Source organism: Streptomyces sp. KMM 9044, assembly GCF_024701375.2.
In the GTDB taxonomy this organism is placed as follows: Bacteria; Actinomycetota; Actinomycetes; order Streptomycetales; family Streptomycetaceae; genus Streptomyces.
Genome location: NZ_CP113910.1, coordinates 4042381 through 4061760 on the forward strand (window position 1 = coordinate 4042381; position 19380 = coordinate 4061760).

Annotated in this window: 15 protein-coding genes and 3 pseudogenes; 10 read left to right on the forward strand and 8 right to left on the reverse strand. The window is 70.7% G+C overall.

Features of this window, described 5'->3' with window-relative positions:
• Positions 1–182: 182 nt before the first annotated feature.
• Complete coding sequence (locus HUV60_RS18295) at positions 183–1319, reverse strand: YihY/virulence factor BrkB family protein (protein ID WP_257848337.1); 1137 nt, start codon at positions 1317–1319, stop codon at positions 183–185.
• 123 nt (positions 1320–1442) lie between these two features.
• On the opposite strand from HUV60_RS18295, the pseudogene HUV60_RS18300 reads away from it, so the two are divergent.
• Together HUV60_RS18300 and HUV60_RS18305 are read left to right on the forward strand one after the other, a co-directional pair.
• Positions 1443–1736, forward strand: a pseudogene (locus tag HUV60_RS18300) (hypothetical protein); the annotation flags it as partial.
• 124 nt (positions 1737–1860) lie between these two features.
• A complete protein-coding gene (locus tag HUV60_RS18305) occupies positions 1861–2187 on the forward strand; it encodes a plasmid stabilization protein (RefSeq protein WP_257848338.1) in 327 nt (108 codons plus the stop codon).
• A 664-nt stretch (positions 2188–2851) separates the two neighbouring features.
• Here the strand turns inward: HUV60_RS18305 and HUV60_RS18310 are convergent.
• From HUV60_RS18310 to HUV60_RS18325, 4 genes and pseudogenes are all read right to left on the reverse strand, one after another.
• A pseudogene (locus HUV60_RS18310) lies at positions 2852–3413 on the reverse strand (GNAT family N-acetyltransferase).
• Positions 3414–3605: 192 nt separating this feature from the next.
• Positions 3606–3980: a VOC family protein gene (locus HUV60_RS18315; protein WP_257848339.1), complete on the reverse strand. Its 375-nt coding sequence runs from the start codon at positions 3978–3980 to the stop codon at positions 3606–3608.
• 425 nt (positions 3981–4405) lie between these two features.
• Positions 4406–5828, reverse strand: a pseudogene (locus HUV60_RS18320) (ATP-binding protein).
• Positions 5829–6598: 770 nt separating this feature from the next.
• A complete protein-coding gene (locus HUV60_RS18325; RefSeq protein ID WP_257848340.1) occupies positions 6599–7360 on the reverse strand; it encodes a phosphoglyceromutase in 762 nt (253 codons plus the stop codon).
• A 185-nt stretch (positions 7361–7545) separates the two neighbouring features.
• On the opposite strand from HUV60_RS18325, the gene HUV60_RS18330 reads away from it, so the two are divergent.
• A complete protein-coding gene (locus tag HUV60_RS18330; RefSeq protein ID WP_257848341.1) occupies positions 7546–8826 on the forward strand; it encodes an MDR family MFS transporter in 1281 nt (426 codons plus the stop codon).
• A 148-nt stretch (positions 8827–8974) separates the two neighbouring features.
• Here the strand turns inward: HUV60_RS18330 and HUV60_RS18335 are convergent, their stop codons facing one another.
• Both HUV60_RS18335 and phoU read right to left on the reverse strand, forming a co-directional pair.
• A complete protein-coding gene (locus HUV60_RS18335; RefSeq protein WP_257848342.1) occupies positions 8975–9139 on the reverse strand; it encodes a hypothetical protein in 165 nt (54 codons plus the stop codon).
• Positions 9140–9299: 160 nt separating this feature from the next.
• Positions 9300–9998 (reverse strand): phosphate signaling complex protein PhoU, encoded by a 699-nt coding sequence (gene phoU / locus HUV60_RS18340; RefSeq protein ID WP_257848343.1) that lies wholly within the window; start codon positions 9996–9998, stop codon positions 9300–9302.
• 269 nt (positions 9999–10267) lie between these two features.
• On the opposite strand from phoU, the gene HUV60_RS18345 reads away from it, so the two are divergent.
• Together HUV60_RS18345 and HUV60_RS18350 are read left to right on the forward strand one after the other, a co-directional pair.
• Complete coding sequence (locus tag HUV60_RS18345; protein ID WP_257848344.1) at positions 10268–11611, forward strand: sensor histidine kinase; 1344 nt, start codon at positions 10268–10270, stop codon at positions 11609–11611.
• Positions 11608–12288, forward strand: coding sequence for a response regulator transcription factor (locus HUV60_RS18350; RefSeq protein ID WP_042168908.1), 681 nt, complete (start codon positions 11608–11610; stop codon positions 12286–12288). Before HUV60_RS18345 ends, HUV60_RS18350 begins: the two co-directional genes overlap by 4 nt.
• A gap of 143 nt (positions 12289–12431) precedes the next feature.
• On the opposite strand, the gene HUV60_RS18355 is transcribed toward HUV60_RS18350, so the two are convergent.
• Complete coding sequence (locus HUV60_RS18355) at positions 12432–13124, reverse strand: DUF461 domain-containing protein (RefSeq protein WP_257848345.1); 693 nt, start codon at positions 13122–13124, stop codon at positions 12432–12434.
• A gap of 791 nt (positions 13125–13915) precedes the next feature.
• Here HUV60_RS18355 and HUV60_RS18360 point away from each other — a divergent pair.
• The 5 genes from HUV60_RS18360 to rlmB all read left to right on the forward strand — a co-directional run bounded on the left by HUV60_RS18360 (position 13916) and on the right by rlmB (position 19302).
• Positions 13916–14398 carry a CarD family transcriptional regulator gene (locus HUV60_RS18360; RefSeq protein WP_042168913.1) on the forward strand — a complete coding sequence of 161 codons (483 nt, stop codon included), beginning with the start codon at positions 13916–13918 and terminating at the stop codon, positions 14396–14398.
• Between the two features lie 363 nt (positions 14399–14761).
• Positions 14762–15538, forward strand: coding sequence for a 2-C-methyl-D-erythritol 4-phosphate cytidylyltransferase (ispD, locus tag HUV60_RS18365; RefSeq protein WP_257848346.1), 777 nt, complete (start codon positions 14762–14764; stop codon positions 15536–15538).
• Positions 15528–16031, forward strand: a complete 504-nt coding sequence (ispF, locus tag HUV60_RS18370) for a 2-C-methyl-D-erythritol 2,4-cyclodiphosphate synthase (protein WP_257848347.1) — start codon at positions 15528–15530, stop codon at positions 16029–16031. Before ispD ends, ispF begins: the two co-directional genes overlap by 11 nt.
• A gap of 741 nt (positions 16032–16772) precedes the next feature.
• Complete coding sequence (gene cysS / locus HUV60_RS18375; protein ID WP_257848348.1) at positions 16773–18179, forward strand: cysteine--tRNA ligase; 1407 nt, start codon at positions 16773–16775, stop codon at positions 18177–18179.
• 181 nt (positions 18180–18360) lie between these two features.
• Positions 18361–19302, forward strand: a complete 942-nt coding sequence (rlmB, locus tag HUV60_RS18380; RefSeq protein ID WP_257848349.1) for a 23S rRNA (guanosine(2251)-2'-O)-methyltransferase RlmB — start codon at positions 18361–18363, stop codon at positions 19300–19302.
• Positions 19303–19380 lie beyond the last annotated feature (78 nt).

Consider the following 19380-nt stretch of genomic DNA (forward strand, 5'->3'; position numbering starts at 1 on the left):
ACTTCCGTGGCCCGTCCGGCAACGAGAGCGTCGGTGAGGGTGCCAACCCCGCGTTGCCCGCCGAGGGTGCGTACGTCGACGACTCGCCCGAGGCCACGTACTGGCAGCAGCCGACGGACGACGCCGTCGTGTGGTGATCGGGGCCGTGCCGGAGAGCCTGAGGACCTTCGGGATCCCGGGGGTCATCGCTGGGTGTCGGGCCGTTCCTCCGGACGGCCCGCGCGCGGTTCTCCGTTTCCGAGGCGGCGGTGGTCCTCCTCGTCCCACTTCCTGGTGTCGCGCGGCTGGACGTAGGGCTCCTCCCGGGCCGGATGGCCACCGGCGACGGCGCGCTGGCGGGCCAGCTCCGCGTCGAACTCCAGGCCGAGCAGGATGGCCAGGTTGGTGATCCACAGCCACACCAGGAAGATGATCACACCGGCGAACGTGCCGTAGGTCTTGTTGTACGAGCCGAAGTTCGCCACGTACACGGCGAACCCGGCCGAGGCGATCATCCAGATCAGCAGGGCCAGGAAGCTGCCCGGTGTGAGCCAGCGGAAGCCGCGGACCTTCGCGTTCGGGGTGGCCCAGTACAGGATCGCGATCATGATGGTGACCAGGAGCAACAGCACCGGCCACTTCGCGATCGACCAGACGGTCAGCGCCGTGTCACCGATCCCGAGCGCGCTGCCGACCTGCTGGGCCAGGCTGCCGGTGAACACCACGATCAGCGAACTGATCACAGCCATCACCATCAGCACCACGGTCACACCGACCCGTACCGGCAGCACCTTCCACACCGGACGGCCCTCTGGGACGTCGTAGACGGCATTGGCACTGCGGATGAACGCGGCGACATAGCCCGAAGCCGACCACACCGCCAGCACCAGACCCACGATCGCCACGATCGAGCCGATCCCGCTCTGGCCCTCCATCTGCTGCACCGCGGTACGCAGGACGTCCTGAACCGCGCCCGGCGCGAGCTGCCCGATGTTGTCCAGAACCGTCTGCGTGGCCGACTGCCCGACGATCCCCAGCAGCGACACCAGCGCCAGCAGCGCGGGGAACAGCGCCAGGATCGAGTAGTAGGTCAGCGCGGCGGCCCGGTCGGCCAGCTCGTCCTTCTTGAACTCCTTCAGCGTGCCTTTCAGGACCGCCATCCAGGAGCGTGCGGGCAGGTCCGTCGGACTGTCCGGGGCCCGCTCCTCCACCCGTTCGTCGGGCCCGGCGTCAGGAGCGCGTCCCGCCCGGCGGTCCTCCACCCGGCGGCTCCCGGCCTCACGGCTCTCCGCAGAGGTCTGCCCGTCGTGTTTCCTGTGCCATCCCACTGTCCGCGCCATCCCTCACGGGTATCCGGCTCACCGCCGCCTATGCATGAGGGCGGACATACCGATCTTTTCGGGCTTCTCTTCTGTGTGGGTGAGTCTCGTCCCTGGGGTGGCACCTGCTGTTCCACGGGGTGGATGCACGGGGCGGACAGGGCTGTCCGACGCTGGGCCGGGACCGCCGTATCGGCGGTACGGCGGGCCTGGGAAGGGCCGGGCCGCGAGCGGGATCTGGCGGTGCAGGCGGGCAAGGGGGGCAAGGGGGCAAGGGGGCAAGGGGGGCTGGCCGCCTGGGTGGTGTGGGCGGTGGTGGGCTGGTGGCTCGAGGCGCCGATGGCGTTCGTGGCGCCGTGGGCCGCAGTGGTGCTGGTGGAGTCGACGGTGTACCGGTCACTCGCGTGTGGTCTGCAGCAGCTCACGGCGATCGCCGCCGCCTGTTCGGGCGGGCCGCCGCGGGGAACCCGTCCACCCCGACGGCCCCAGCCCCGGCCTGACGCCGGCCGGGCGGGACCGCGGGGCCGCGAGCCAGCGACGGCGCGAGACAGGGAGAAGCAGCATGCCGGCCGGATCCAACGCCAAGCGCGAACGTCAGTACGAGCACATCAAGGAGAGCACCGAGGACCGCGGCGAGTCGCCGAAGCGGGCCGAGGAGATCGCGGCCCGGACGGTCAACAAGGAGCGGGCCAGGTCGGGCGAGTCCAGGACCGCGAGCAAAGCCTCCACACAGGACCCGAAGTCGGCCTACGAGCGCGGTGGACGACGCTCGCACAGCGGCGCGGAAGGACCGACCAAGGACCAGCTGTACCAGGAGGCCAGGAAGCGCAACATCCACGGCCGCTCCTCGATGACCAAGAAGCAGCTGAAGAACGCCCTCGGCCACTGACACGAGTGGCTCCGACCGGCGACCGGCGACCGGGCCACGCCCCGCAGACGCCCACGCCGCAGCGGTGAGAAGAGAACCCCGGCCGGGGCGACCAGCAACGGTTGCACGGTCAGTTGCGGGAAACGGAGGTCTTCAGGGCCGGGAAGCCCCAGTACCGCATCACCGAGCCACTGATCAATTTCTACGAGGCCGTGATGCGGCCCTGGGCCCGCCTGGAGGCCGGCCAGGCGTAGGACGTATGGGCACAGTCGGCGGAGCGCTTCGCGGCTCAGGCCGCCGGGCCCCACTTCGAGGCCGTGTGCCGGGAGGACGTCCTTGGACCCGGGCGGCCCCTGCTCGACTCCGTGTTGGGCCAGGTCGGTGGCGGCGTGGTGACCGGCCAGGCCGCACGGAGGCAGATCCGGGGCGGTGTCGCCGTGGCCGAACCCGGGTCCGGCGACAGGAAGCCGGCGGTGCACCTGCTCGGCGGGGCGAAGTGGGACACGGTCATGGGGATGAGCCACCGGGAGCGTCTCGCCCGGGCACGGGAACTCCTCGCCGGCCGAGCCATGGACACCACGCGGTGCGCGCTCGCCTGCTTCAGCGCCGCAGGCTTCGGTGAAGCGTTGCGCGCCGAAGCGGCACGCAACGACGACCGCGTCCTGTTCACCGGCCTCGACGAGTTCTACGGACGGACGGCAGCCCAGCCCTTCGCGTCCGGCCTCCAGCCCTGGACGAGGAGTCCGAGCAGCACCTCGTCCAGAAACTCGCCCATCACCCAGGCCGAGGAGCGCAGCACGCCCTCGCGGACGAAGCCGTTGCGCTCGGCGGAGCGCAGCATTGCGGTGTTGCCCGACAGCGTCGCGGTCTGCAGCCGCTGCAGACCGCGCACGACGAAACCGTAGTGGCACAGCACCGCGACCACGTCGGTGCCGTAGCCCTTGCCGCGCGAGGACGGCAGCAGCCCCAGCCCGATGTGCGCGGACCGGTTGTGGTTGTCGATGCCCCACAGGGTCGCGGTGCCGGCCAGTGTGCCGCCGTCCGGCTCCACCACCGAGAACGGGACGTGCCCCTGCTCCTCGTCGTCCACCACGAGCCGCGGGTCCTTCGCACCCGGCGTGACCGGCCGCCACGGCCGGCCTCCGGCTCGCGAGGAGTTGACCACGGCGTCGTACAACTCGGTCCGCAGGACCGGGATGTCGTCCTCGTACCGGGGCCCTCGGGGCGACCCTGTTGCCCTTCAGCACGCAGGCTTCCCATCCGGCCGGGCCGGCCTGCGGCAAACGAATAAGAAGTCGGCTCGGTCGGCGTAGCGGCGGTAGCGGACGAGGGCGTCGGCCATGCCGGCGAAGGCCGGAAGCGCTCGGCTCTGCGCTCGTAGCGCCTGTGCGGGCAGGGACAGCCATCGGGCCGGCACAGCGGGCCCGATGGACTCGGTGTCAGTGGAGGCAGAGGCAGAACGGATGGCCGGCCGGGTCCGCGTAGACCCGCCAGTTGGCCCCGGGGCGGAGCTGGTCCGTCCGCTCCAGCACGGTCGCGCCGAGGGTGAGCGCCCGCTTCTCCTCCCCGTCGAGGTCGTCCACGTCGAAGTCCAGGTGCATCTGCTGCGGGCGCTCCTGGCCGGGCCATTCGGGCGGTCGGTAGCCGTCCACCCGCTGGCAGGCCAGAGGTGTCCCCTCGAACCCGTGCACCTCGACCCAGCCGGGATCCTCAGGGTCCGCGACCACCCGGCCACCGAGCAGATCCGCGTAGAACCCGGCGAGCCGTACCGGATCGGCGCAGTCCAGCGCGACCGCCTGCAGCTTTCGAATCACTTCCGACACCCCTCGTTCCTCGGCCGCTTCCGCGATGCCCCTCGTCCCGGAGGGGTCGTACCCGCCGGCGCGGCGGGCATGCGCGACGACACACCGGACCACCACCGGACGTCGCCCGGAAGGGAGGAGGCAGCGGGACCCGCCGTCCACCGCACCAGGCACAGCGACGAGTCCCGAGCGTCACGGCCAAGCGGTGATGAGGTCATCGGGCGTGAGGTGACGAGAAGCGAACTCGCGCCCTGAGTTTGGGAACCACCGGTGCTGCCCCATCTGCCCCCATCTGTATACGCTGTGAACTGCACTGATGTCGCTGGAGGTTGCGATCGCCTTGGTTTGCCAGTGTCGTGATCGACCGCTGGTTGCCGCTCTGAAGGGCACGGACGGGGCACGAACGTGGTGACTGCCGGTGAACGGCCCTGGGAGTGTCACGCCCAAGCGGTGATGAGGTCCTCGGGGGTGAGGCTGAGGATGCCGCCGGCGCTGCTTCCGCTGCGGGCGACGGCGAGCAGAGGGGTGGAGCTGTCGGTGCCGGGCAGGTGTGAGCGGTGGCTGACGAGGCGGGCGAGGTCGCGGTTGTCGAAGGGCTTGTTCTCCAGCCACTTGATGGATCCGACGAGGGTGATCTTCTTGGCGATGGGGGAGCGGTCGGCGCCGACGAGGTCGATTTCGGGGTCGTTGGTGCGGGTCCAGTAGCCGCCGATCACGTGGGTGGCCTCGGGCAGCCGGTCGTCGGTCAGGCGCCACAGGGCCTCGCGGATCACAGGTTCGACGGCGCGGCCCCGCCAGGACGTCCAGCTGGTGCGGATCGACTCGAGTACACGGTCTCCACGCCCGCGCTCGATCATGGGGATGCCGGGTCCGACGAAGGAGAGCCAGAAGCGCAGGTATGGGTCGGCGATGCTGTAGCGGCTCTCGCGGCTCGGCCTGGTGGACAGCGGAAGACCGGTCGCCACCATGCGTCGGCTGGTGAGGAACTCCAGGGATCGTTTCACGGAGCCTGGATTGAGGTCGCCGACTGCCCGACCGATGAGGGTGAAGGTGCGTTCCCCGTGTCCGATGGCGCTCAGCACGGTGCGTGCCTGTGCCTCGGTGGGGAACTCGGCGGCCGGAGTGCGCTCGCCGCTGACGAGGAGGGCGGATGTCGGACGGACCCGTGCCTGCTCCAGGTAGTCCCAGAGGGTGGCACCCGGAGGCCGTTCTTCAAGGACGAGCGGGAGACCGCCGGAGACAAGAAAGGCGTCGAACGCCTCAGCCGGCGGGAGGCCGAGCACGGCGGCGACCTCGGCCGGATTGAGCGGAGACACGACCACCTCGGTGCCGCGCTGGTGGAAGGGGTGACCGTAGGTGTTCAGCTGCTCCATCATCGCGATGTCCGAGCCGATGAGGACGAGTAGTACGGGGAGCCTGGACAACGTCCGGTCGAAGACCTTCTGCAGCGCGCCCTCGAAAGCGGGGTCGTCGCGTACGAGGTGGGGCATCTCGTCGAGCACGACCACGCGGGGCGTGTCCTGAGGCAGGACACTGGCGAGCAGGCTCATGGCCGCGTCCCAGGTCTGCGGGGTGGCGAAGTCCGCGATCCGGCCGGCGTCCGGGAGCGGAGAGGCGGCGAGCTCGGCGGCGAAGCCTGCAAGGTCCTCGGCCTTCGAGCCGCCGACTGCGGTGAAGAAGACATGGGGAAGCCCGGTGCGTTCCAGGAACTCTTCCACGAGCCGGGATTTGCCGACGCGCCGCCGCCCCCGGATCAGCACGGCGCGACCGGGCCGCCCGCCACGGCCACCCGGTTCGCACGGGGGCCAGCAGGTCATCCAGAAGACCGAGTTCTGTGCGACGCCCGACGAATCCGTTCAAGGATTTCACCTCACCGATCGTTCTTCCGCTACGGGTGGATTACTTGCATGAACGAAAGTTGCGCAAATGCAATGCACTGCTCCCGTGTTTGTGGTCGTCGCCCCAAGAGGCCGAGGTCGTCTCGTATGCGGTGGACCTGTTGCGGAATGCCATCTCCCGGTGCCCCCCCGGGCTCGCCCCGGAGACGCGTTCTGGAGCCACGCTCAGGGACACGGTGGTCCAGGCCGGACAGGACGCCCCTGGGGCCTTGATCCGCCGGCCCGGACCGGCCGGGGGGGGGGAAAGACCGGCGCTCGGGCAGACGCCCTCCGGACACCCGCTCACGCGACATGCGTGCGCCCGGTTCGCGGGACACGGCCGGAAGCACCGCACGGCGGGCGGCCTTCGGACGCGGGAGAGGGCTTCAAGGCCGTCGACGAGTACCTGGAGCACTCCGGTCCGGGGCTGACGTCGAAGGGGTGGGCGCACTTCATGTCCAGACTCTGCTGCTCTATTCGGGGGAGGGGCACGCACCGCGTCCGAGAGGGGCCGGCCGGGGCGCCGGACCGCCTCCTCGCGAGGCCCGTTCCCTGCGCCCCGTCGACGGGGCGGCGTCACTCTCCGCAATGGAGCAACAGAGTCTGTCCAGTAGCCAAAACCGTGTCCAGGGGGAGCTCGGCCTGGCACTCCGGCCGTAAGAGCCGGGGTATCGAGGGCCCGCAGAGGGCCCCGGCCGTGAAAACGCCCCCGACCCGCGCCGTGAGCGCAGGCCGGAGGCGTGATCACGAAAGCTACTTCTTCTTGCCCTGGTTCTTGACCGCCTCGATGGCCGCTGCTGCCGCGTCCGGGTCGAGGTAGGTGCCGCCCGGGTTGAGCGGCTTGAAGTCGGCGTCGAGTTCGTAGGACAGGGGGATGCCCGTCGGGATGTTCAGGCCCGCGATGTCGGCGTCGGAGACACCGTCGAGGTGCTTGACCAGGGCGCGCAGGCTGTTGCCGTGGGCGGCGACCAGGACCGTGCGGCCGGTCAGGAGGTCGGGGACGATGCTGTCGAACCAGTACGGCAGCATGCGGACGACGACGTCCTTCAGGCACTCCGTGCGCGGGCGCAGTTCCGGCGGGAGGGTGGCGTAGCGCGGGTCGTCGAACTGGGAGTACTCGGCGTCGGTGTCCAGCGGGGGCGGCGGGGTGTCGTAGGAGCGGCGCCACAGCATGAACTGCTCCTCGCCGAACTCCGCGAGGGTCTGTGCCTTGTCCTTGCCCTGGAGGGCGCCGTAGTGACGCTCGTTGAGGCGCCAGCTGCGGTTCACCGGGATCCACAGGCGGTCGGCGGACTCCAGCGCCAGCTGGGCGGTGCGGATGGCACGCTTCTGGAGCGACGTGTGGAGTACGTCGGGCAGCAGGCCGGCGTCCGTCAGCAGCTCACCGCCGCGGACCGCCTCCTTCTCGCCCTTCTCGGTGAGGTTGACGTCCACCCAGCCGGTGAACAGGTTCTTCGCGTTCCACTCGCTCTCGCCGTGGCGGAGGAGGATCAGCTTGTACGGTGCGTCGGCCATGGGCCCGAGCGTAATCGAAGCCCTGGGTGGGCCGCCGCCCCCGTCCGGTGGGTGAGTGGTGGGCCGTCGGGCCGTCGGGCCGTCGGGGCGGGTGGGCGGGGTCCGTTAATCGGGTGGTGAGCGGGTCATCGGCCTTCGTAATATGTGCCTGTCGGTTCAGGTGCTTACATTCGGGGGGTTCCAGGATGTCCGCCATGCGTGCTCGGAAGGTGGTCCGGGAGACCGTGTCCGGGCTGCCGCCCGCCTTCTGGTGGTTGTGGACCAGCACCCTCGTCAACCGCCTCGGCGCCTTCGTCGCCACCTTCATGGCGCTCTACCTCACCCTCGACCGCGGTTACTCCGCCACCTACGCCGGTCTCGTCGCCGCCCTGCACGGCCTCGGCGGGGTGGTGTCGTCCCTGGGCGCCGGAGTGATGACCGACCGGCTCGGGCGGCGGCCCACCCTGCTGGTCGCGCAGGCCTCCACCGCGGTGTGCGTCGCCCTGCTCGGCTTCGTGCGCGACCCCGTCGCCATCGCCGCCGTCGCCTTCCTCGTCGGCATGGCCTCCAACGCCTCCCGGCCCGCCGCCCAGGCGATGATGGCCGACATCGTCCGGCCCGAGGACCGCATCCGCGCTTTCTCCCTCAACTACTGGGCCATCAACCTCGGGTTCGCCGTCTCCACCACGGCCGCCGGCTTCATCGCCGAGCACAGCTACGCCGCCGGTTTCCTCCTCGAGGCCGTGATGACCATGGTCTGCGCGATCGTCGTCTTCGTGAAGCTGCCCGAGTCGAAGCCCGTGCGGAGCGCCGAGGCGGAGCGGGAGGAGGCTGTGGGGCTCGGGACCGTGCTCCGCGACGGGCGGTTCATGGGCGTCGTCGGGCTGTCCTTCCTCGTCGCGCTGATCTTCCAGCAGGGGGCCGTCGGACTGCCCGTCGCGATGGGCGCGGCCGGGTTCACGCCGGCCGACTACGGCATGGCCGTCGCGGTCAACGGTGTCCTCATCGTCGTCCTGCAGATCCCGGTCACCCGGTTCATCGAACACCGCGATCCCGGTCGCCTGCTGGTGGTCTCGTCCCTGCTCGCCGGGTACGGCTTCGGCCTCACCGCCTTCGCCGGGTCGGTCGGCGTCTTCGCGCTCACCGTCTGCGTGTGGACGCTCGCCGAGATCGTTAACGCGCCCACCCAGACCGGGCTCGTCGTCCAGCTGTCACCGGCCCACGGGCGCGGGCGCTACCAGGGCATGTACACCATGTCCTGGGCCGTCGCCGCGCTCGTCGCCCCGCTGATGTCGGGGTTCGTCATCGACCGGTACGGCGCGGAGTGGCTCTGGGGCGTGTGCGCCGTCGTCGGCACGGTGGCGGGGCTCGGGTACGGGCTGCTGATACGACGTGTTCCGGCCGGGGCCGCGATCGCCGCTCCTGTCACTGCCTCCCCCGCACCCGCCCGTTCGAGTGAAGGGCGGTCGGAGGTCGGCGCCGCCTGAGTCCTCCCGGGGCCGGGATGCCGAGGGCCGCGTCGGCCGGACGGCGACGGCAGAAGGACGCCGTCGCCGTCCGGCCGCCGGGGCCCTCGGCGTGGGTGCATGCGGACAAGCGCGAACAGTGCGGCAGCGCGAACAGGGTGCGGCTGGCTCAGCCGCACTGGCAGGGGCTGCCCGACTGGCAGCCGCAACCGCAGCCCGAGCCGCAGCCGCACGCGGCGATCAGGGTCAGGCTCCTGATCTCGGCCGGCTGCTCGGTCTCGCGCTCCCGCGTGGGATCGGGCGTCGTGCCGGTGGAGCCGGGTGAATCGGCCATGGGTCCCTCCTCGAGGACTGGTGCCTGTGCCCATTGGACGCCCGCTCCACCGGGCGTATCAACGGCGCATCAACGGCGCATTGGCACTCGCGCACGCCCCTGGCCGATTCCCCGTGCTGTCCGTGCTGGCCGTGTTCTCCGTGTTCTCTGTGCCGTCCGGTCAGACGTCCTTCGCCGACGTGGCCTGGATGCCGGGCTGGATGTCCGACTGGAGCTCGTCCGCGTGCTCGCCGGTGACCAGGTAGACGACCCGCTTGGCGACCGAGACCGCGTGGTCGGCGTAGCGCTCGTAGTAGCGGCCCAGCAGCGTCACGTCCACGGCCGTCTCGATGCCGTGCTTCCAACGGTCGTCCATCAGGTGCTGGAAGAGCGCGCGGTGCAGCAGGTCCATCTCGTCGTCGTCCTGCTCCAGCTGGAGCGCCAGGTCGACGTCCTTGGTGATGATCACCTCGGCCGCCTTGGCCATCAGGCGCTGGGCGAGCTGGCCCATCTCCAGAATGGTCGCGTGCAGGTCGTGCGGAACGGCACGCTCCGGGTACCGCAGCCGCGCGAGCTTCGCCACGTGCTGTGCCAGGTCGCCGGAGCGCTCCAGATCGGCCGACATCCGCAGCGAGGTGACGACGATCCGCAGGTCGGTCGCCACCGGCTGCTGGCGTGCCAGCAGGGCTATGGCCAGGGCCTCCAGCTCGTGCTGGAGCTCGTCGACCCTCTGGTCGGCCTCGATCACGTTCTCGGCCAGCTTCAGATCGGCGTCGAGGATGGCCGTCGTGGCGCGTCCGATCGCCGACCCGACCAGTCGGGCCATCTCCACCAGACCGTCGCCGATCGAATCCAGTTCCTCGTGGTACGCGTCCCGCATCAGGGTTCCTCTCCTGCGTCCGAAGGGGTTTCGGGAGCCGGGGCTCCCGTGGGAGTTTCGGGGCATTTACCCCGCCACGCAGCCGACAGCGCGAACCCCGCGCGACCGACGGTGCGAACCCCACGCTTTCACGTTCCGTCCCCTACGCGTCCGAATCCGGCCCCTCACATGAATCATCCCTGGCTCCGAGGTGAACTCTGGGCGACGAGTGTTCGAGCTTGCCGTCCTGTGGCTGTGGTCACCGGTCGGCGCATGCCTAACCTGGACACATGGACGTGAACGCGGCGGTCGCCGCAGTGGCAGCGATCGCCGGAGTGCTCACCGGCGTCATCGCCGTGCTGGCGTTCCGCTTCAGCGAGCGCGAACAGAGACGCCCCACTCGTTCCTCGCTGCACACGGACCCGGTGCTGCCGCCGGGCGTGGACACGGTGCTGTCCGTACTGCGTTCCTCCGCCGTCGTCCTGGACGAGGCGGACGGCGTGGTCAAGGCCAGCTCCGCCGCGTACGCCCTCGGGCTGGTCCGCGGGGGGAAGCTCGCCGTGGACCCCATGCTGCAGATGGCCCGCGACACCCGGCGCGACGGCGAGATACGGCAGGTCGAACTGGACCTGCCCCGCCGCGGTACCGGACGCGGCGAGGCCCTCGCCGTCTCCGCGCGGGTGGCCCCCCTCGGCTCCCGCCTCGTCCTGCTGCTTGTGGAGGACCTCACCGAGGCCCGCCGGATAGAGGCGGTACGGCGCGACTTCGTCGCCAACGTCAGCCATGAACTGAAGACTCCGGTCGGCGCGCTCTCCCTGCTCTCCGAAGCCGTCATGGACGCCTCCGACGACCCCCAGGCCGTCGAGCGTTTCGCCGGCCGCATGCAGGGCGAGGCCACCCGCCTCACCAACCTGGTGCAGGAACTCATCGACCTCTCCCGGGTCCAGAACGACGACCCGCTCGAGGACGCCGAACCCGTCCGCGTGGAGGACCTCGTCGCGGAGGCCGTCGACCGCTGCCGGCATGCGGCGGGCACCAAACAGATCACCATGGCCTCGAACGTGTGGATGCCCGAAGGCGCCGATCAGGGCGAGCCCGGGCTCAGGGCGGAATCGACCGCCACCGGCGACCTGCGCATCTGGGGTAACCGGGGCCAGCTCGCCGCCGCCCTCGGTAACCTCGTCGAGAACGCCGTCAACTACTCACCCGCCCGTACACGGGTCGGCATAGCGGCCCGCAGGGCCGGCCACCCGGGCGGGGACATGATCGAGATCGCCGTGACCGACCAGGGCATCGGCATCTCGGAGAAGGAGAAGGAGCGCGTCTTCGAGCGCTTCTACCGGGTCGACCCGGCCCGCTCCCGTGCCACGGGCGGTACGGGTCTCGGCCTCGCGATCGTGAAGCACGTGGCTGCCTCGCACGGCGGGGAAGTCACCGTGTGGAGCGCCGAAGGCCAGGGCTCCACCTTCACCCTGCGGCTTCCCGAGGCCCCCGCCCCCGACCGCACACCCCAGCCGTCCCACCAGGACGAACCCGAAGGCCTCAACGCCGAGACCGGACGGTCCACCTCCTCCCCCCACTCCCCCGACCCATCCGCGTACGAAACGCTTCCCTCCCCGGAGGTCCTTCCGTGACCCGAGTGCTCGTCGTCGAGGACGAGGAGTCCTTCTCCGACGCCCTGTCGTACATGCTCCGCAAGGAGGGCTTTGAGGTCGCCGTGGCGGCCACCGGGCCCGACGGCCTCGACGAGTTCGAGCGCAACGGCGCCGACCTCGTTCTCCTCGACCTGATGCTGCCCGGCCTGCCGGGCACCGAGGTGTGCCGTCAGCTGCGCGGCCGTTCCAACGTCCCCGTCATCATGGTGACCGCCAAGGACAGTGAGATCGACAAGGTGGTGGGCCTGGAGATAGGGGCCGACGACTACGTCACCAAGCCGTTCTCCTCGCGCGAACTGGTCGCCCGTATCCGCGCCGTGCTGCGCCGCAGGGGCGAGCCCGAGGAGGTCGCCCCCGCAGCCCTGGAGGCCGGTCCCGTCCGCATGGACGTCGACCGGCACGTGGTCACCGTGAGCGGCACCAAGGTCGATCTGCCGCTGAAGGAGTTCGACCTGCTGGAGATGCTGCTGCGCAACGCCGGGCGCGTGCTGACCCGGATGCAGCTCATCGACCGGGTCTGGGGCGCCGACTACGTGGGCGACACCAAGACCCTCGACGTCCACGTCAAGCGGCTGCGCGCCAAGATCGAGCCGGACCCGGGCGCGCCGCGCTACCTGGTGACGGTCCGCGGGCTCGGCTACAAGTTCGAGCCGTAGCCGGACCCCGGGGCCGGGCCGCCTTCGTCCGTCGCCCGGCACCCGGTCACTGAGTACGCCGGTGGGCGGGACCCGCGCAGGGTCCCGCCCACCGGCGTACTCAGTGCGTGCGCGTGTATGCGCGCTGCCGCTGCCGCTGCCGCTCAGTCGCCGGCCGGCTGGCTGGCCGAGGCGGCGTCGGTCGGGGTGCCCTCGGGGTCGTCCGTCGCGTCGGTGGAGCCCCCGGTCTCCTCGGTCTCCTCAGCCCCGTCGGTTGCGCTCGGCGAGCCCTCGGCCTCGTCGGTGGCTTCCGGTGACGGCTCGGCCGAGGCCTCCGGCGCGGTCGGGATGTCGCTCGGGCCCCAGTCGTTGAAGAAGCCCTCGGCCGGGTGGACGAGGGCGCGCAGGCTCACGTCACCGGTCTCGCTGAAGGTGAACGTGACCGGCTGCGCGTTGCCGTCCTGGACGGCCTCGCGGCTGCTGGGCAGCACGGCCGAGGCGTTGCCCGCGCCACCGAGGATGAGCCGGCCGCCGGCCGGGACGGTCAGGCTGCCGCCCTCGGCGGGGGAGAGCTCCGCGGTCTTGCCGGTGCCGGGAAGGGCGACCGACTCCAGCGTCTGGTCCGTGGTGCCCTCGTTGAACAGGGTCGCGGAGACGACGGCCGGGCCCGTGGACTCGCGGTCCGGCTGGGTGACGACGATGGCGTTCTGGACCTTGATGACGCCGACGGTCGTCGCGGCGTTGTCCGGCTGGACCTGCAGGGTCTGGGCGTTGTTGCCGGCCGCGCACGCGGAGAGCGGGGCGATCGAGAAAGCGATGGCGGCGGCGATGGCGCCGCGTCGAAGGCTGCTGCTCACGGCGGCGGCAACTCCTTGACTCGAGCGAGCGGGGGCGACCGGTCAGCCGCCCTGAGTGTCTGTCAGTCGCTGCCAGTGCGTGTCTGCCAGCGGCCTCAGGTTATCGAGCCGCTCTCGTACGCCCGCACCCGACCCTCCCCGCGGCGTCCACTGTTCACCCTGAATCACCCCGGACGACGCGCACGGGCACCGCGGACGCCCTCGGCCGCGTGCGGTCCCCGAGCGGGACGCCCGGTCGGGGACGAGCGAGCGCGAGTCCGCATGGACGTCGGCTGTGATGTCCGCGCGTGACGCCTGTCGCCGACTCGCGTCAGTGACCCGCGGGTTGCTTCGGCCGGATGTTCCTCCCGCATTCGCATAAGTACGGCCGGGGGTGTCCGCCCCTCGGTGCGGCACATATTCCGTGAAGGAATGCGGGGCCGGGCCGGAAAATACGGCAGGTGGTCGGGAAATTGATCACCGGCGGCGCGTCCGGGGGGCGCGTGATCAATTTTGGATTCGACCGGAACCCGGCCGCCCGCACCGAACGGAGTAGCGGAACTCGCGCACTTGGAGTCGGACATACGGGGACGTATGGGTGTCGGTGAGAGGCTCTGGATGCGTGTAACGTACGCGTTTCGCTCGCCCCGGAGGGCCCCTCCGACCTGCGAATACCTGCCTCCGCTCGATGGTCGAAGCACGTTCCTGATGCTGTTGTCAAGCCCTGAGAATGGCCCTGACCTGCGAAAACGCCATTCAGAACACGCCGTATCCGTGTTACCCTTGATAGCCACGGAAGGGGTACCTGTCACATGACGTTCAAGGTTGGCGACACCGTGGTCTATCCCCATCACGGGGCCGCGCTGATCGAGGCTATCGAAACTCGCCAGATCAAAGGCGTGGACAAGACCTACTTGGTGCTGAAGGTCGCCCAGGGTGACCTGACGGTACGTGTGCCAGCGGACAATGCGGAGTTCGTCGGCGTGCGTGATGTGGTCGGTCAGGACGGGCTGGACCGGGTCTTCGAGGTGCTGCGCGCACCGTATGCCGAGGAGCCCACGAACTGGTCCCGCCGGTACAAGGCAAACCTGGAGAAGCTCGCCTCGGGCGATGTCATCAAGGTCGCGGAAGTCGTGCGTGACCTGTGGCGTCGTGAGCGTGAGCGCGGACTCTCCGCCGGTGAGAAGCGGATGCTCGCCAAGGCGCGCCAGATTCTGGTCAGCGAGCTCGCTCTCGCGGAGAAGACCAACGAGGACAAGGCCGAAGCTCTCCTCGACGAGGTTCTCGCCTCCTGAGGCGACGAAGGCAGCAGGCGGGGCACGGACGGAGCTTCGTCGCCCGGTGCTCGGTGGCACGCCGAATTCCACGTGCGCTCCGAGGACCAGCACACCGAAATGCCGTGGTGCCCGATGACGTGTGTGAAGTCGCCGGGCGCTGCGGCATGTCCGCATCCGGACACCGTCCGTATACCGCGCAGCCCGTACGCTTCGCACCCGCCGAGCTTCCCCGCACTGTGCCGGGCCCGGGCGGTCGACCCGACCAGAGTCACGGAAGGGGCTGGTCAAGGCGGTATGCCCGGCACTGCCCCCACTCCACGAGCAGGGGCTACGCCCAGGCCATACCCACCCGGCCCGAGCACACAAACCTGACAGGAACCAATGTCTGACGCTCCCCTCCCGCAGCCGCCGGCACAGCCCGCGTCCGGCCGCCCGACCGCCCGCACGGCGGCCGTGATCCCGGCCGCCGGCCGGGGTGTGCGCCTCGGCCCGGGCGCGCCCAAGGCGCTCCGCACCCTGGGCGGCACACCCATGCTCATCCACGCGATTCGCGCGATGGCCGATTCCCGAGCCGTCTCCCTGGTCGTCGTCGTGGCCCCGCCCGAGGGCGCCGCGGAGGTCAAGACGCTGCTCGACGCGCACTCGCTGCCCGACCGCACCGATTTCGTCGTCGTCCCCGGCGGACAGACCCGCCAGGAGTCCGTGAAACTCGGCCTCGACGCGCTGCCGCCCGGCTTCGACATCGTCCTGGTGCACGACGCGGCCCGCCCGCTGGTCCCCGTCGACACCGTGGACGCCGTCGTCGAGGCCGTCCGCGACGGCGCCCCCGCCGTGGTCCCGGCGCTGCCGCTCGCCGACACCGTCAAGCAGGTCGAGCCCGCCGCAGTCCCCGGCGAACCGGAGCCCGTGGTCGCCACCCCCGACCGGTCCCTGCTGCGCGCCGTGCAGACCCCGCAGGGCTTCGACCGGGCCGCGCTGGTGCGCGCGCACGGGACGGTGACCGACAACGTCACCGACGACGCGAGCATGGTCGAGCAACTGGGCCTGAACGTCGTCACCGTGCCCGGCCACGAGGAGGCGTTCAAGGTCACCCGCCCCCTCGACCTCGTCCTCGCCGAGGCGGTCCTCGCCCGCAGGAGGCTCAACGATGGCTTCTGAGCCGCAGGCCGTCCTTCCGCAGGTCGGCATCGGGACCGACATCCACGCCTTCGAGGACGGCCGGGAGCTGTGGTGCGCCGGTCTGAAGTGGGAGGGCCAGGGGCCCGGACTCACCGGGCACTCCGACGCCGACGTCGTGGCGCACGCCGCCTGCAACGCCCTGTTCTCCGCCGCCGGCCTCGGCGACCTGGGACAGCACTTCGGCACCGGGCGCCCCGAGTGGTCCGGAGCCTCCGGCGTGACCCTGCTGACCGAGGCCGCAGGGATCGTCCGGGCGGCCGGGTTCCGGATCGGCAACGTGGCGGTGCAGGTCGTCGGCGACCGTCCCAAGATCGGCAAGCGCCGGGACGAGGCCCAGAAGATCCTCTCCGAGGCCGCCGGGGCACCTGTGTCGGTCTCCGGCGCCACCACCGACGGACTCGGCTTCCCGGGCCGAGGCGAAGGACTGATGGCTGTCGCCACCGCCCTCGTCGTCCGGACCGACCGGGACTGACCGGGACTGACCGTCCTCCGGGCGGGACAGGGCCGCCGACCGCTCGGACCGCGGAACCGTCGCCCGCGCGGACCGGGGTCCCCGTCCGTGCAGACCGGGGCGGTCGTTCGTGCGGCTGTGGCGGCTGTCCGTGTGGGCTGGAGACGGTCATCCGTGTGGGCCGGGGCGGCTGTCCGTGTGGGTCGGGGTCGTCGTTCGTGTGGGTCGGGGCGGTCGTTCGTGCGGCTGTGGCGGCTGTCCGTGTGGGCTGGAGACGGTCATCCGTGTGGGCCGGGGCGGCTGTCCGTGTGGGTCGGGGTCGTCGTTCGTGTGGGTCGGGGCGGTCGTTCGTGCGGCTGTGGCGGCTGTCCGTGTGGGCTGGAGACGGTCATCCGTGTGGGCCGGGGCGGCTGTCCGTGTGGGTCGGGGTCGTCGTTCGTGTGGGTCGGGGCGGTCGTTCGTGCGGCTGTGGCGGCTGTCCGTGTGGGCTGGAGACGGTCATCCGTGTAGGTCGGGGCTGCCGTCCGTGTGGATCGGATGGTTGTCCGTGTGGATCGGATGGTTGTCCGTGTGGATCGGATGGTTGTCCGTGTGGATCGGGGTCGTCGTTCGTGTGGACCGGGGTCGCCGTTCGTGCGGACCCGGGTCGCCGTACGCGTCGACCGGGGCAGTCGCCCGCGCGGATCCGGAGCGACCGAAACGCCGGGCGGGCACAGCGGGAAGGGGCGCGAGGCACCGCCCCGGGCCGACTACCCTGGAGGGGTGACTATTCGCCTGTACGACACCAGCGCCCGGCAGATTCGTGACTTCACCCCGCTCCAGCCGGGTTGTGTCTCGATCTACCTGTGCGGTGCCACCGTGCAGGCGGCACCGCACATCGGGCACATCCGCTCGGGGCTGAACTTCGACATCATGCGCCGCTGGTTCGAGTACCGCGGCCTGCGGACGACGTTCATCCGCAACGTCACGGACATCGACGACAAGATCATCGCGAAGTCCGCGGAGCAGGACCGCCCCTGGTGGTCCATCGGCTACGAGAACGAGCGTGCCTTCACCGACGGCTACCGGGCCCTCGGCTGCCTCCCCCCGACCTACGAGCCGCGCGCCACCGGCCACATCACCGAGATGGTCGAGATGATGCGCGGCCTCATCGAGCGCGGCCACGCCTACGACGCCGACGGCAACGTCTACTTCGCCGTCACCTCGTTCCCCGAGTACCTGGGGCTGTCCAACCAGGAGCTCGACAACCTTCTCCAGCCGTCGGGCGAGGGCGAGACCGGCAAGCGCGACCCGCGCGACTTCGCCATGTGGAAGGCGGCCAAGCCAGGCGAGCCGAGCTGGGAGTCACCGTGGGGCCGCGGGCGCCCCGGCTGGCACCTCGAGTGCTCGGCGATGGCGCACAAGTACCTCGGCACCGCCTTCGACATCCACGGCGGCGGCCTCGACCTGGTCTTCCCACACCACGAGAACGAGATCGCCCAGGCCAAGGCCTACGGCGACGAGTTCGCCCGGTACTGGGTGCACAACGCCTGGGTCACCATGAGCGGCGAGAAGATGTCGAAGTCGCTCGGCAACTCGGTGCTCGTCGGCGAGATGGTCAAGCGCCGGCGGCCCATCGTGCTCCGCTACTACCTCGGCACCCCGCACTACCGCTCGATGATCGAGTACAGCGAGGAGGCTCTGCGCGAGGCGGAGTCCGCGTTCGCGCGGATCGAGGGCTTCATCCAGCGGGTCGGTGAGCTGACCGGCACCGCGGGCGCCGTCGAGCCGGCGGCCGAGGTGCCGTTCGCCTTCGCCGAGGCCATGGACGACGACCTCGGCGTGCCGCAGGCCCTGGCGGTGCTCCACACCACCGTCCGGCAGGGCAACAGCGCACTGGCCGCCGACGACAAGGAAGCGGCCGTCGCCCGCCTCGCCGAGGTGCGCGCCATGCTCGCCGTCCTCGGCCTGGACCCCCTGGACGCGCACTGGGCCGGCGGCGCCGGCCGCGGCGACGATCTGCACGGCGTCGTCGACACCCTCGTCCGCATGGTCCTCGACCAGCGCGAGGCCGCCCGTGCCCGCAAGGACTGGTCTACCGCGGACGCCATCCGCGACCAGCTCGGCCAGTCCGGACTGGTCATCGAGGACGGCCCGCAGGGACCCCGCTGGAGCCTCGGCCCGCGCTGACGCCGACACACGACCGCGGCACAGCCGCAAGATCGAGTGTGCCGCCCGGGCCTCCGGGCGGCACACTGCATAGACGTAACACCGACACACCGACACACCAGCACACCGACGCGATACACGCGACACCGACGTGGGTACGCAGATCCGTACGCACGCACGACTTCATGGAGACGGGTACATCATGGCCGCGAACAACCGCCGCATGTCCGGCAAGAAGGGCGCGCAGGTCGGCAGTGGCGGCCAGCGACGCCGGGGCCTGGAGGGCAAGGGACCCACGCCCCCCGCCGAGATGCGCAAGGGACACGCCAAGCAGCGCATCGCCCAGGCGAAGACCCGCCGGGCCGTCGGACGCACCCCTCAGCGGCGCGGCGGTGGCCGTTCGACCTCCGAACTCGTCGTCGGGCGTAACCCCGTCGTCGAGGCGCTGCGGGAAGGCGTGCCCGCCTCCACGCTGTACGTCCAGCAGTTCATCGACAACGACGAGCGGGTGCGCGAGGCGCTCCAGCTCGTGGCCGAGCGCGGCGGCATCAACCTCATGGAGGCGCCCCGTCCCGAACTCGACCGGATGACCAACGGCCTGAACCACCAGGGCCTGGTCCTCCAGGTCCCGCCCTACGAGTACGCGCACCCCGAGGACCTCGTAGCGGGCGCCCACGACGAGGGCCAGGACCCGCTGATCGTCGCCCTCGACGGCGTCACCGATCCGCGCAACCTCGGCGCTGTCGTCCGCTCCGTCTCCGCCTTCGGCGGCCACGGCGTCGTCGTCCCCGAGCGGCGTGCCGCCGGAATGACCGCCGGTGCCTGGAAGACGTCCGCCGGTGCAGCCGCTCGTACGCCCGTCGCGCGTGCCACCAACCTGACGCGGACCCTGGAGGCGTACAAGAAGGCGGGGATCGCGATCGTCGGGCTGTCCGCCGACGGAGAGGCCGAGATCGGCGAACTGCAGGCGCTGGCCGGTCCCGTCGTGATCGTCGTCGGCAGTGAGGGCAAGGGGCTGTCCCGACTCGTCGGCGAAACCTGCGACTTCCGGGTGCGGATCCCGATGCCGGGGGGCACCGAGTCCCTGAACGCCGGTGTCGCGGCGGGAGTCGTGCTGTACGAGGCGGCACGCCGCCGCGCCTGAACGGATGTCCGACAACTTCACTCGTACGGGGTATTCCGTGTAGTCCGGACAGGTGGGGGACATGCTTGACGCGGTCCG

What these genes read in the sequence shown, in the direction of transcription:
- HUV60_RS18295 (WP_257848337.1), bottom strand. Translation starts at nt 1,319, where the DNA reads ATGGCGCGGACAGTGGGATGGCACAGGAAACACGACGGGCAGACCTCT.
- HUV60_RS18305 (WP_257848338.1), top strand. Translation starts at nt 1,861, where the DNA reads ATGCCGGCCGGATCCAACGCCAAGCGCGAACGTCAGTACGAGCACATC.
- HUV60_RS18325 (WP_257848340.1), bottom strand. Translation starts at nt 7,360, where the DNA reads ATGGCCGACGCACCGTACAAGCTGATCCTCCTCCGCCACGGCGAGAGC.
- HUV60_RS18330 (WP_257848341.1), top strand. Translation starts at nt 7,546, where the DNA reads ATGTCCGCCATGCGTGCTCGGAAGGTGGTCCGGGAGACCGTGTCCGGG.
- HUV60_RS18335 (WP_257848342.1), bottom strand. Translation starts at nt 9,139, where the DNA reads ATGGCCGATTCACCCGGCTCCACCGGCACGACGCCCGATCCCACGCGG.
- phoU (WP_257848343.1), bottom strand. Translation starts at nt 9,998, where the DNA reads ATGCGGGACGCGTACCACGAGGAACTGGATTCGATCGGCGACGGTCTG.
- HUV60_RS18345 (WP_257848344.1), top strand. Translation starts at nt 10,268, where the DNA reads ATGGACGTGAACGCGGCGGTCGCCGCAGTGGCAGCGATCGCCGGAGTG.
- HUV60_RS18360 (WP_042168913.1), top strand. Translation starts at nt 13,916, where the DNA reads ATGACGTTCAAGGTTGGCGACACCGTGGTCTATCCCCATCACGGGGCC.
- ispD (WP_257848346.1), top strand. Translation starts at nt 14,762, where the DNA reads ATGTCTGACGCTCCCCTCCCGCAGCCGCCGGCACAGCCCGCGTCCGGC.
- ispF (WP_257848347.1), top strand. Translation starts at nt 15,528, where the DNA reads ATGGCTTCTGAGCCGCAGGCCGTCCTTCCGCAGGTCGGCATCGGGACC.
- rlmB (WP_257848349.1), top strand. Translation starts at nt 18,361, where the DNA reads ATGGCCGCGAACAACCGCCGCATGTCCGGCAAGAAGGGCGCGCAGGTC.